Source organism: Micromonospora coriariae (genome assembly GCF_900091455.1).
Taxonomy (GTDB): domain Bacteria; phylum Actinomycetota; class Actinomycetes; order Mycobacteriales; family Micromonosporaceae; genus Micromonospora; species Micromonospora coriariae.
On record NZ_LT607412.1, the window covers coordinates 3,812,222 to 3,824,830 of the forward strand.

Consider the following 12,609-nt stretch of genomic DNA (forward strand, 5'->3'; position numbering starts at 1 on the left):
GAAAGGGGCGTTCCGGGTCATTCTGAACGGGTCCTAGCGTGACCGGCTCCTGCGGGGAGAGCTGATGATCCGGGCCCATCTCGACAAACTGCTGACCGTGGTGATCGCCGGTGTGCTGGCCGGACTGGTGCTGGCGGCGGCCGCCCTGCCGGTGGCCCTGGTCTTCGGGATCGGCTTCAGCGCCCTGTCCACGCCCTACTCGGAGCTGCCGAACACGCTGCGCACGCCACCCACCGCCCAGCGTTCCAACCTGTACGCCAACGACGGCACCACCCTGATCACCTCCTTCTACCAGGAGGACCGGGTGGACGTGCCGCTGCACGAGGTCGCGCCGGTGATGCGCCAGGCCATCGTGGCCGCCGAGGACGTCCGGTTCTTCCAGCACAGCGGGGTGGACCTGCGGGGTGTGGTGCGCGCGTTCACCGTGAACAAGCGCGACGGTCAGACCCGGCAGGGCGCCTCGACGCTGACCATGCAGTACGTCCGCAACGTGCTCAGCAGCGATCCCCGGTTGACCGAGAGCCAGCGCAGGGCGGCCACCGAGGTCACCACCGCCCGCAAGATCCAGGAAATGCGGTACGCGCTGGCGCTGGAGCGGGAGCTGAGCAAGGACGAGATCCTCACCCGCTACCTCAACATCGCCTATTTCGGCGCCGGGGCGTACGGCATCGCGGCGGCCAGCAAGCGCTACTTCTCCCGGTCCCCGGCCGAGCTGACCCTGGCGCAGGCCGCGCTGCTGGCCGGGCTGGTCCAGTCGCCGGACAGCGACGACCCGATCAACGGCGACGCCGACAGCGCCCTGCACCGCCGGGCGTACGTGCTGGAGCAGTTGGTGGAGTCGAGCCACGTGTCGGCGGACGCGGCGGCGGCGGCGCGGAACGAGCCGCTGGACCTGCGGCCCAGCGAGACCCCGAACGACTGCACGGCCGTGCCGGCCGGTCACAACGACTGGGGGTTCTTCTGCGACTGGTTCACCCGGTGGTGGAGTGACCAGTCGGCGTTCGGGTCGACCGCCGACGAGCGGCAGCGCACGCTGCGCCGGGGCGGATTCTCGATCGTCTCCTCGCTCGACCCGGCCGTCCAGCGGGCCACCACCGAGCAGGTGCTGCGGATCTACCAGCCGACCGAGGCCCGGGCGGTGCCGACCGCGGTGGTGCAGCCCGGCACCGGTCGGGTACTGGCGATGGCGGTGAACCGCAGCTACAGCGTGGCGGACAACCCGGCCGGGCAGAAGAACCACCCGAACACGGTCAACCAGCTGGTGGCCGGCGGCGGGGCGATCGAGGGGTACCAGGGCGGGTCGACGTTCAAGCTCTTCACCATGCTGGCCGCGCTGGAGTCCGGCCTGCCGCTGTCGACCGAGTTCACCGCCCCGACCCGGCTGGTCACGAAGTTCCCGGTGACCGGGGAGGCGAGCTGTGACGGCCGCTGGTGCCCGGAGAACGCCACCCCCTCGTCGATGGACGGCCCCCGCACCATGTGGACCGCGTTCGGGCGTTCGGTGAACACCTACTTCGCCTGGCTCACCGAGCGCGTCGGCGCCGACCGGGTGGTGGAGATGGCCGAGCGGCTCGGCATCGTGCTGCGCGCCGACTCCGACGCCCGGCTGGCCCGGTACGGGGCGAAGAACTGGGGCCCGTTCACCCTGGGCGTGGCCGCGACGACCCCGCTCGACCTGGCCACGGCGTACGCCACGGTGGCGGCCGAGGGGACCTGGTGCGCCCCGCTGCCGGTGGTCTCGATCACCGACTCGGCCGGCCACCCGGTCGACGCCGCCAAGCCGGACTGCCGGCAGGTGCTCGACCCCGACGTGACCCGGGCGGCGGCCGACGCGTCCCGCTGCCCGGTCGGCGACCAGTCGATGTACGGGCGTTGCGACGGCGCCACCGCAGGCGGTCTGCGGGCCGCGCTCGGCCGACCGGTGGCCGGCAAGACCGGCAGCTCGGAGCGGTACGAGACGGAGACGGTGGTGGCGTTCACCCCGCAGCTCGCGGTGGCCTCGATGGCGACGAACCCGGACGACCCACGTGACGCGGTGGGTCAGGCGGTGCAGGCCCGGATGGTGGACGCGGTCGGCAAGGTGCTCACCTTCGCCCTGCGCGACCAGCCGGTGCGGGACTTCGTGCCGCCGAGCGAGCGGGTCGCCTTCGAGGTCACCGGTGCCCGTACGGGCAACTGAGCCCGGCCGGCTCCGGTCCGCCTGCCCACCGGGCCGGCGGGGTCAGCCGGTGTGCGTGACGGAACGGTCGGGGGCCCGCTCGGCGCCGCGGGCGATGTTGCGGGCCATCCCGCCGAAGACCACCGCGTGGAACGGGGCCACCGACCCCCAGTAGGCGTGCCCGGCCAGACCGCGTGGCAGGAAGACCGCGCGTTGCTGGTAGCGGCTGCGGCCGTTGTCGGCGGGCAGCACCCGCATCTCCAGCCAGGCCCGGCCGGGCAGCCGCATCTCGGCGCGCAGCCGCAGCAGCTCGCCCGGGACGATCTCCTCCACCCGCCAGAAGTCCAGGGCCTCACCGACCTGGAGGCGGTGCGGGTCGCGCCGGCCCCGGCGCAGCCCGACACCACCGATCAGCCGGTCCAGCCAGCCACGGATCGACCAGGCGAGTGGGAACGAGTACCAGCCGTGCTCGCCGCCGACACCCTCGATGACCCGCCAGAGCTCCGCCGGCGGCGCGTCCACCGTCCGTTCCCGGATGTCGGTGTAGGCGGTGCCGCCGGACCAGTCCGGGTCGGTGGGCAGTGGCTCGGCCGGAGCGTCCGGCCCGCTCGCGGTCGACCAGCGCGTCTCCACCTGGGCGTCGCGCACCCTGGCCAGCGCCAGCGCCACCGCCTGGTCGAACCCGGTCAACCCGTCCGGGGGGTCGGGAACGTACCGGGCGATGTCGTGTTCGTGCGCGATCGCCTCGTGGACCAGGCTCTCCACCAGCGGGCGGGCGATGGCGTTGGGCACCGGGGTGACCAGGCCGACCCAGTGCGAGGAGAGCGACGGGGTCAGCGGGCGGACCGGCACGATGACCCGCCGGCGCAGGCCGGCCACCCGGGCGTAGCGCTGCATCATGTCGCGGAAGCTGAGCACGTCCGGCCCGCCGATGTCGAAGCCGCGGTTGACCTCCGGCGGCAGCGCCGTGCAGCCGGCCAGGTAGCGCAGCACGTCGCGGACCGCGATCGGCTGGATCCGGTTGCGGACCCAGCGCGGGGTGACCATGACGGGCAGCCGCTCGGTCAGGTAGCGCAGCATCTCGAACGAGGCCGAGCCGGAGCCGATGATCACCGCGGCCCGGAGCACCGCCGTGGGCACGCCGCTGGCCAGCAGGATCCGGCCCACCTCGGCCCGGGACCGCAGGTGCGGGGAGGGGACCTCCTCGTCGGCCGCCGGCTCCGGGCCGCCCAGGTAGACGATCCGGCGTACGCCGGCCGCCCGGGCCGCGGCCGCGAAGTTGGTCGCCGCCGTCCGGTCGGCCGCCTCGAAGTCGGGCCGGCCCAGCGAGTGCACCAGGAAGTAGGCGACGTCCACGCCGGTGAACGCGACGGGCAGCGTCTCCGGCCGGCTCAGGTCGCCCTGGACGATTTCGGCGGCCGACGCCCAGGGCACGTCGCGCAGCCGCCCGGCCTTGCGGGCCAGGCAGCGCACGGTGTGGCCTTCGTTGAGCAGCAGGGGCACCAGCCGCCCGCCGATGTATCCCGTGGCTCCGGTGACGAGGCATCGCACGGCTTCCAGTGTGCGGCCCCCTAGACTCGTTCGCTGTGGACACCGAGATGAGCACCTTCTGGGGGCCGGATTTCGCGCAGCTCAGAGCCACCGACCCGGAGATCGCCGGGGTGGTCCTCGGCGAGCTGGAGCGGCTGCGCGGGGGCCTTCAGCTGATCGCCAGCGAGAACCTGACCTCGCCGGCGGTGCTGGCCGCTCTCGGTTCGACGCTGACCAACAAGTACGCCGAGGGCTACCCGGGCCGGCGCTACTACGGCGGCTGCGCCGAGGTGGACCGGGCCGAGGAGATCGGCATCGCCCGGGCGAAGGAGCTCTTCGCCGCCGAGCACGCCAACCTCCAGCCACACTCCGGCGCCAGCGCCAACCTGGCCGCGTACGCCGCGCTGGTGCAGCCGGGGGACACGGTGCTGGCGATGGACCTGCCGCACGGCGGGCACCTGACCCACGGCAGCCGGGTGAACTTCTCCGGCAAGTGGTTCGCCACAGTGGGGTACACCGTCCGTCCGGACACCGAGCTGATCGACTACGACGAGGTGCGGGACCTGGCCCGGGCGCACCGGCCCAAGATGATCATCTGCGGCGCCACCGCGTACCCCCGGCTGATCGACTTCGCCCGGTTCCGGGAGATCGCCGACGAGGTCGGCGCGTACCTGATGGTGGACGCGGCGCACTTCATCGGCCTGGTCGCCGGTCGGGCGATCCCGTCCCCGGTGCCGTACGCCGATGTCGTCTGCGCCACCACCCACAAGGTGCTGCGCGGCCCGCGCGGCGGCATGATCCTCTGCCGCGAGTCGCTGGCCCAGCGGATCGACAAGGCGGTCTTCCCGTTCACCCAGGGCGGCCCGCTGATGCACGCGGTCGCGGCCAAGGCGGTCGCGCTGCGCGAGGCAGCCCAGCCCGAATTCCAGACGTACGCCGATCAGGTGGTCAGCAACGCCCAGGCGCTCGCCGCCGGGCTGGCCGCCGAGGGCATGCGCCCGGTGTCCGGGGGCACCGACACCCACCTCACCCTGATCGACCTGCGGGAGTTTGGGGTGACCGGCACCGAGGCCGAGGCGCGCTGCGACGCCGCGTCGATCACCCTGAACAAGAACGCGATCCCGTACGACCCGCGTCCGCCGATGGTCGCCTCCGGCATCCGGGTGGGCACGCCCAGCGTCACCACCCAGGGCATGCGCGAGGGGGAGCTGCGGCAGGTGGCCGCCCTGATCGCGCGGGCGGTACGCGCCGACCCCGGCGCCCCGGGCGGCGCCGACGAGCTGTCCCGGGTCGGTGCCGAGGTGGCCGAGCTGGTCGCCGCGTTCCCGGCGTACCCCCGTGGCTGAGCCCGGGGTGGTCACGCCCGACGCCGACCGGCGCTGGCGGCTGCGGCACCTGCCGGTGCTCCTGGCCGCGTCGGTGGCGCTGGCCGCCGTCGCCGCGGTGGTCGGCGGGGTGGTCGGCGGAGCGACGGCCGCGCTCGGCGCGGCGGCCGGCGTCGGCATCACCGTGCTCAGCTACACGCTCACCACCGTGGTGCTTGCCTGGGCCGACCAGATCAACCCGCAGCTGGTGCTGCCGCTCGGTCTGGGCCTGTACGCGCTGAAGTTCACCCTTCTGGGTGTGGTGCTGGTGGCTGTGGCATCGACGGACTGGCCCGGATTGGTCCCGCTCTGCCTCGGCATCGTCGCCGGGGTGGCAGTGTGGACGGCAGTGCACCTGTGGTGGCTGACCAGGGTGTACGCCCGTCGGCCGCGGGGCTGACCGACCTGCGATCGGCCGGTCGTCCCACCTACCGGACGCGCGGCAATGTGTCGGCCTCCGGTCATTTTCCGACGGGCGGAAGGGGAGTAGCGTGCCCACAGACGACGGCGCCCACGAGATGCCCACACAACGACGGTTGTGCGGGGGGTGAGGCACAGCCTCGTCTTCCCGGCTGATATCGTTCGCCCCGTCATGGCTGGTGACCAAACCCCCCGTCCCGCCGGTGAACCGGACGACTATCCGTCCGGCGCCGGTCAGGGTTGGACCGCGCTCAGCTACCTCATCGGAGGCATGCTCGTGTGGGGTTTCATCGGCTGGCTGGTCGACCAGTGGCTCGACACCGGTGGCGTGGCCACCGGGATCGGCGTCGTGATCGGCGTAACCGGGGGGATCATCCTCGTCGTTCGCCGGCTCGGCACGCCTACTTAGGAAGGGACACGGTGTTCGGACAGGCGAACGTTCTGGCAGCGGGCCAGGCGGCATTCCCACCCAGTGTGGACGACTTCTACCTGCCCGCGATCGTGCCCTGGGGTGTGGAAAACGCTCCCTGGTTCACCAAGTTCACGGCGATGATCTGGATCGCGGTCGGCGTCCTGATCATCTTCTTCCTGGCGACCTACCGGAAGCCGCAGTTGGTGCCGACGAAGAAGCAGTGGTTCGCCGAGTCGATCTACGGCTTCGTCCGGAACAACATCTCGGTCGACATGATCGGTCACCAGGGTGTGCGGTTCGCGCCCTACTTCACGTCGCTGTTCTGCTTCGTGCTGCTGACGAACGCGTTCGCGATCATCCCGTTCTTCCAGATCTCGCCGAACTCGCACATCGCCTTCCCGGCGATCCTCGCGGTGCTCAGCTACGTGCTGTTCAACTACATCGGCATCCGGCACCACGGCTTCGTCAAATACTTCAAGCACGCCCTGATCCCGCCGGCACCCTGGTACATCCTGCCGCTGCTGATCCCGATCGAGGCGTTCTCGACCTTCATCATCCGGCCGTTCTCGCTGGCCGTCCGTCTCTTCGCGAACATGTTCGCCGGCCACATGCTCCTGCTGGTCTTCACGCTCGGCGGCTTCGCGATGCTCAACGCCAACGCCTGGCTGGCGCCGGTCTCGGTGGTGTCCTGGGTGATGACCGTGGCGCTGACGCTTCTCGAGGCGCTGGTCATCGTCCTGCAGGCATACGTCTTCACCGTGCTGAGCGCCAGCTACATCCAGGGCGCGCTCGCCGAAGAGCACTGATCCACGCACCAACCGTTGTCGTCCCGCGTGAGAGTCACGCGTGATAACCAGGAGGAACCACTAATGGATTACGTCGCCGCGGTAGAGGGCAGCACCGCCGCCATCGGCTACGGCCTCGCGGCCATCGGCCCGGGTATCGGCGTCGGCCTGGTCTTCGCCGCCTACATCCAGTCGACGGCCCGTCAGCCCGAGTCGTCCCGCATGACCCTGCCGTACGTCTGGATCGGCTTCGCCGTCATCGAGGCGCTGGCGCTGTTCGGCATCGCCTTCGGCTTCATCTGGGCCGGCTGATCCCGCCCATCGACCGGGAGGTAACCATGTTTTTCCTCGCCGCTGAGGGTGGTGAGTCGACCCACAACCCGATCATCCCGATTTGGCAGGAGATCGTGGTCGGCACGGTCGCCTTCGCCGTGCTCTGCTTCGTGCTGATGAAGTTCGTCTTCCCGCGCATGGAGCAGACGTTCCAGGCCCGGGTCGACGCGATCGAAGGCGGCATCAAGCGCGCCGAGGCCGCTCAGGCCGAGGCGAACAAGCTGCTCGAGCAGTACCGTGCCCAGCTCGCCGAGGCCCGCACCGACGCCGCGAAGATCCGCGACGACGCCCGGGCCGACGCCGAGGGGATCCGGCAGGACGTCCTCGCCAAGGCGCGCGAAGAGTCCGACCGGATCATCGCGGCCGGCAAGGACCAGCTCGCAGCCGAGCGGGCCACCATCGTGCGCGAGCTGCGCACCGAGGTCGGCACGATCGCGGTGGACCTGGCCAGCAAGATCGTCGGCGAGTCGCTGGCCGACGAGGCGCGGCGCAAGGGCACCGTCGACCGGTTCCTGAGCGGTCTCGAGAGCACGGGGGCCCGCTGATGCAGGCCGCCAGCCGGGAGTCGTACAAGATCGCGGCCGAGCGCCTCGACGCGTACGTCCGCGGCGCGGAGCCGTCGGCGGTGACGTCCACCGCCGACGCCATCCTCTCCGTCGCGGCCCTGCTGCGGCGCGAGCCGCGGCTGCGCCGCGCCCTGTCCGAGCCGGCCCGTTCCGGCGAGGACCGCGGCGCTCTGCTCGGCGACATGCTGGGTGGCCGGATCGGCGCCGACGCGCTCGACCTGCTCGTGACGCTGGTCTCCGGCCGTTGGTCGGCACCGTCGGAGTTGCTCGACGGCGCCGAGCGGCTGGGCGTGGAGGCGCTGCTCGCCAGCGCCGACAAGGCCGGCGAGCTGGGCGAGGTCGAGGACGAGCTGTTCCGCTTCGGCCAGGTCGTGGCGGGCCAGTCGGCGCTGAGCAACGCGCTGGCTGATCCGGTCGCGCCGGTCGAGCAGCGGGCCACCCTGGCCCGTGAGCTGCTCGCCGACAAGGCCCGCCCGGTCACGGTCCGCCTCGTCGAGGCGGCGCTCGGCGGGTTCGGGGGACGCTCCTTCATCGGCGCGCTCACCCGGCTGGTGGAACTCGCCGCCGAACGACGCGACCGGCAGGTGGCGTACGTGACCGTCGCGGCCCCGTTGAGTGACGAGGACGAGCGTCGGCTGGGCGCGAGCCTCACCGCCATATACGGTCGAGAGGTCTCCGTCAAGCAGACGGTCGACCCTCAGATCCTGGGTGGCGCGAGCGTGCGGGTCGGCTCCGACCTGTACGACGGCACCATCCTGCGCCGCCTCAACGAGACCCGCAACGCGCTCGCGAAGCGCTGAGCGGCACCGCCGCCCAGCGTTGAGGCGGCTCCGCCGCGCAGCGCCCGGAATGACAGACGCCATTCGGACCGGTCGGTACTAGGTATCCCGGGCCCCTGAATTTTAAGGAAGCAGAGGATGGCCGAGCTGACCATCTCGACGGAGGAGATCCGCGGCGCCCTTGAGCGCTACGTCTCCTCCTACTCGACCGACGTCTCCCGCGAGGAGGTCGGCACCGTCGCCGACACCGGTGACGGCATCGCCCACGTCGAGGGCCTGCCCTCGACCAAGACCAACGAGCTGCTGGAGTTCGAGGACGGCACGCTCGGCGTGGCGCTGAACCTCGACGTCCGGGAGATCGGTGTCGTCGTTCTCGGTGACTCCGCCAAGCTCGAGGAGGGGCAGCGCGTCAAGCGCACCGACCGGGTGCTCTCCGTGCCCGTCGGCGACGCCTTCCTCGGCCGCGTGGTCAACGCGCTCGGCCAGCCGATCGACGGCCTCGGTGACATCGCCGACGAGGGCTACCGCGAGCTGGAGCTGCAGGCTCCGAACGTGATGTCACGGCAGTCGGTGTTCGAGCCGCTGCAGACCGGCATCAAGGCGATCGACGCGATGACGCCGATCGGCCGGGGCCAGCGGCAGCTGATCATCGGTGACCGGAAGACCGGAAAGACCACGGTCGCCCTGGACGCCATCCTCAACCAGCGGGAAAACTGGCGCACCGGCGACCCGAAGAAGCAGGTCCGCTGCATCTACGTCGCCATCGGCCAGAAGGCCTCCACGATCGCCTCCATCAAGGGCCAGCTGGAGGAGGCGGGCGCGATGGAGTACACGACCATCGTCGCCTCCCCGGCGTCGGACCCGGCCGGCTTCAAGTACATCGCCCCGTACACCGGCTCGTCCATCGGGCAGCACTGGATGTACGGCGGCAAGCACGTCCTGATCGTCTTCGACGACCTGAGCAAGCAGGCCGAGGCGTACCGGGCCGTGTCGCTGCTGCTGCGCCGCCCGCCGGGCCGCGAGGCGTACCCGGGTGACGTCTTCTACCTGCACTCGCGCCTGCTGGAGCGCTGCGCGAAGCTCTCCGACGAGCTGGGTGGCGGCTCGATGACCGGTCTGCCGATCATCGAGACGAAGGCCAACGACATCTCGGCCTTCATCCCGACAAACGTCATCTCGATCACCGACGGCCAGATCTTCCTGGAGACCGACCTGTTCAACCAGGGCGTCCGTCCGGCGATCAACGTCGGCACCTCGGTCTCCCGGGTCGGCGGCGCCGCACAGGTGAAGCCGATGCGGAAGGTTGCCGGTTCGCTGCGCCTCAACCTGGCCCAGTACCGCGAGCTGGAGGCGTTCGCCGCCTTCGCCTCCGACCTGGACAAGGCCTCGCGGGCCCAGCTGGACCGCGGTGTCCGGCTGGTCGAGCTGCTCAAGCAGCCGAACTACTCGCCGTACCCGGTGCAGGAAGAGGTCGTCTCGGTCTGGGCCGGCACCGAGGGCAAGCTGGACGACATCCCGGTGGGTGAGATCCGGCGCTTCGAGTCGGAGTTCCTCCAGTACCTGCGGCACAAGCACGCGGGTGTGCTGGCCGGGATCGCCGACAACCAGTGGAGCGACGACATCATCGGCTCCCTGGACGCCGCGATCAGCGAGTTCAAGCAGGTCTTCCTCGGCAAGGGCGACGAGCGTCGGGTCAACGACGCGCCGGCCGCGCCGCTGGAGGGCGACGAGAACCGCGAGACGGTGACCCGCTTCCGCGACGGCACGACCGACCGCCCGGCCGAGAGCTGATCCCATGGCGGCCCAGGTACGCGTTCTTCGTCAACGGATCCGCTCGGCGAAGTCGATGAAGAAGATCACCAAGGCGATGGAGCTCGTGGCGACGAGCCGGATCGCCAAGGCCCAGGCCCGGGTGCAGGCGTCCCTGCCGTACGCCCAGGCCATCACCGGTGTGCTCACGGCGCTGGCGTCCAACGCGCGGATCGACCACCCGCTGCTCACCCCGCGCGAGCGGGTGCGGCGGGCGGGCGTCCTGCTGGTCACCAGCGACCGTGGCCTGGCCGGCGGCTACAGCTCCAACGCGATCAAGACGGCGGAGTCGCTCATCGCGCGGCTCCGGGCGGACGGCAAGGAGCCGGTGCTCTACGTCATCGGACGTAAGGGCGTCGGGTTCTACCGGTTCCGCAACCGCCCGATCGAGGCGAACTGGACGGGGTTCAGCGAGCAGCCGTCGTTCGAGGACGCCCGCGCGGTGGGTGAGACGCTGATCAAGGCGTTCACGGCCGGTGCGGACGACGTCGACGGCGGTGCCGGTGCGGACGGGGTGCTCGGCGTCGACGAGCTGCACATCGTCTACACCGAGTTCCACTCGCTGATGACGCAGACCCCGGTCGCCAAGGTCATCGGCCCGATGCAGGTGGAGGACCGGCCGCGCTCCGAGGGGCTGCTGCCGGCGTACGAGTTCGAGCCGGAGGCGGAGGCGCTGCTCGACGCGCTCCTGCCGAGGTACATCAACACGCGGATCTACGCGGCGTTGATCGAGTCGGCGGCGAGTGAGTCGGCGGCACGGCGGCGGGCGATGAAGAGCGCCACCGACAACGCCGAAGACATGATCGAGAAGTACACGCGTGAGATGAACTCGGCTCGCCAGGCCGGGATCACCCAGGAGATCAGCGAGATCGTCGGCGGCGCCAACGCGCTGGCCGCGTCGGGAAGTGAAGTGTGATGACTGCACCAGTAGAGACCAAGACGGCCACGGGTCGCGTGGTCCGGGTCATCGGCCCGGTCGTCGACGCCGAGTTCCCGCGCGACGCCATGCCGGCCCTGTTCAACGCCCTGAACGTTGACGTGACCCTGTCCGGCGGTGAGAAGACGCTGACCCTGGAGGTTGCCCAGCACCTGGGTGACAACCTGGTCCGTGCCATCTCGATGCAGCCGACCGACGGCCTGGTCCGTGGCGCCGAGGTGCGCGACCGCGGCGAGCCGATCACGGTGCCGGTGGGCGACGCGGTCAAGGGCAAGGTGTTCAACGCGATCGGCGAGGTGCTCAACCTCAAAGAGGGCGAGACGTTCGAGGCCGACGACCGGTGGGGCATCCACCGCAAGGCCCCGGCCTTCGCGGACCTTGAGCCGAAGACCGAGATGCTGGAGACCGGCATCAAGGTCATCGACCTGCTCGCCCCGTACGTCAAGGGCGGCAAGATCGGCCTGTTCGGCGGCGCGGGTGTGGGCAAGACGGTGCTCATCCAGGAGATGATCACCCGTGTGGCCCGCAACTTCGGTGGTACCTCGGTCTTCGCCGGCGTGGGTGAGCGCACCCGTGAGGGCAACGACCTCATCGCCGAGATGACCGAGTCCGGTGTCATCGACAAGACCGCGCTGGTCTACGGCCAGATGGACGAGCCGCCGGGCACCCGGCTGCGGGTGGCGCTCTCCGCGCTGACCATGGCCGAGTACTTCCGCGACGTCAAGAAGCAGGAGGTGCTGCTCTTCATCGACAACATCTTCCGCTTCACCCAGGCCGGTTCGGAGGTCTCCACCCTGCTCGGCCGTATGCCGAGCGCGGTGGGCTACCAGCCGACCCTGGCCGACGAGATGGGCGAGCTCCAGGAGCGGATCACCTCGGTCCGGGGCCAGGCCATCACCTCCATGCAGGCGATCTACGTGCCGGCGGACGACTACACCGACCCCGCCCCGGCCACCACGTTCGCCCACCTGGACGCGACCACCAACCTGGAGCGGTCGATCTCCGACAAGGGCATCTACCCGGCCGTGGACCCGCTGGCGTCCTCGTCGCGGATCCTCGCCCCGGAGTTCGTCGGCCCCGAGCACTTCCAGGTCGCCACCGAGGTGAAGCGGATCCTGCAGCGCTACAAGGACCTGCAGGACATCATCGCCATCCTCGGCATCGAGGAGCTCTCCGAGGAAGACAAGATCACCGTGGCCCGGGCCCGGCGGATCGAGCGCTTCCTGTCGCAGAACACCTACGCCGCGGAGCAGTTCACCGGCGTGCCGGGCTCGACGGTCCCGATCAAGGAGACCATCGAGGCGTTCCGCAAGATCAGCGAGGGCGAGTACGACCACTTCCCCGAGCAGGCGTTCTTCATGTGCGGCGGTCTCGAGGACCTGGAGCGCAAGGCTGAGGAGCTGATGAAGGGCTGACAGCCCGATCAGATCTGTAACACAAAAGACTGCCCCGGCAATGCCGGGGCAGTCTTTTGTTCATTTTCACGCCTTATCATCGCCGCGGTCCGTTACTCGCG

General features: G+C 70.5%; 12 protein-coding genes. 11 read left to right on the forward strand and 1 reads right to left on the reverse strand.

Features of this window, described 5'->3' with window-relative positions; genetic code table 11:
- The first annotated feature begins 64 nt into the window (after nt 1–64).
- Entirely contained in the window at nt 65–2,179 is a 2,115-nt protein-coding gene (locus GA0070607_RS17875) for a transglycosylase domain-containing protein (RefSeq protein ID WP_089019224.1), read from the forward strand.
- Between the two features lie 42 nt (nt 2,180–2,221).
- On the opposite strand, the gene GA0070607_RS17880 is transcribed toward GA0070607_RS17875, so the two are convergent.
- The gene (locus GA0070607_RS17880) at nt 2,222–3,709 is read right to left on the reverse strand and encodes an SDR family oxidoreductase (RefSeq protein WP_089019225.1); all 1,488 of its coding nucleotides are present in this window, start codon (nt 3,707–3,709) and stop codon (nt 2,222–2,224) included.
- Nucleotides 3,710–3,756: 47 nt separating this feature from the next.
- Here GA0070607_RS17880 and GA0070607_RS17885 point away from each other — a divergent pair, with 47 nt between their 5' ends.
- The 10 genes from GA0070607_RS17885 (at nt 3,757) to atpD (ending at nt 12,508) form a co-directional block, all read left to right on the forward strand.
- Nucleotides 3,757–5,034, forward strand: a complete 1,278-nt coding sequence (locus GA0070607_RS17885; protein ID WP_089021913.1) for a serine hydroxymethyltransferase — start codon at nt 3,757–3,759, stop codon at nt 5,032–5,034.
- Nucleotides 5,027–5,452 (forward strand): hypothetical protein, encoded by a 426-nt coding sequence (locus GA0070607_RS17890; protein ID WP_089019226.1) that lies wholly within the window; start codon nt 5,027–5,029, stop codon nt 5,450–5,452. Before GA0070607_RS17885 ends, GA0070607_RS17890 begins: the two co-directional genes overlap by 8 nt.
- A gap of 192 nt (nt 5,453–5,644) precedes the next feature.
- On the forward strand, nt 5,645–5,881 hold the full coding sequence (locus GA0070607_RS17895) for an AtpZ/AtpI family protein (protein ID WP_089019227.1): 237 nt from the start codon (nt 5,645–5,647) through the stop codon (nt 5,879–5,881).
- Between the two features lie 11 nt (nt 5,882–5,892).
- Nucleotides 5,893–6,690, forward strand: a complete 798-nt coding sequence (atpB, locus tag GA0070607_RS17900) for a F0F1 ATP synthase subunit A (protein ID WP_089019228.1) — start codon at nt 5,893–5,895, stop codon at nt 6,688–6,690.
- A 63-nt stretch (nt 6,691–6,753) separates the two neighbouring features.
- Entirely contained in the window at nt 6,754–6,981 is a 228-nt protein-coding gene (locus GA0070607_RS17905) for an ATP synthase F0 subunit C (protein WP_074314047.1), read from the forward strand.
- Nucleotides 6,982–7,007: 26 nt separating this feature from the next.
- Nucleotides 7,008–7,547: a F0F1 ATP synthase subunit B gene (locus tag GA0070607_RS17910; protein WP_089019229.1), complete on the forward strand. Its 540-nt coding sequence runs from the start codon at nt 7,008–7,010 to the stop codon at nt 7,545–7,547.
- Nucleotides 7,547–8,368, forward strand: a complete 822-nt coding sequence (locus GA0070607_RS17915) for a F0F1 ATP synthase subunit delta (RefSeq protein ID WP_089019230.1) — start codon at nt 7,547–7,549, stop codon at nt 8,366–8,368. Before GA0070607_RS17910 ends, GA0070607_RS17915 begins: the two co-directional genes overlap by 1 nt.
- Nucleotides 8,369–8,485: 117 nt before the next feature.
- A complete protein-coding gene (gene atpA, locus GA0070607_RS17920; RefSeq protein WP_089019231.1) occupies nt 8,486–10,138 on the forward strand; it encodes a F0F1 ATP synthase subunit alpha in 1,653 nt (550 codons plus the stop codon).
- 4 nt (nt 10,139–10,142) lie between these two features.
- A complete protein-coding gene (locus GA0070607_RS17925; RefSeq protein WP_089019232.1) occupies nt 10,143–11,072 on the forward strand; it encodes a F0F1 ATP synthase subunit gamma in 930 nt (309 codons plus the stop codon).
- Nucleotides 11,072–12,508: a F0F1 ATP synthase subunit beta gene (gene atpD, locus GA0070607_RS17930; RefSeq protein WP_089019233.1), complete on the forward strand. Its 1,437-nt coding sequence runs from the start codon at nt 11,072–11,074 to the stop codon at nt 12,506–12,508. The genes GA0070607_RS17925 and atpD overlap by 1 nt, the downstream gene beginning before the upstream one ends.
- Nucleotides 12,509–12,609 lie beyond the last annotated feature (101 nt).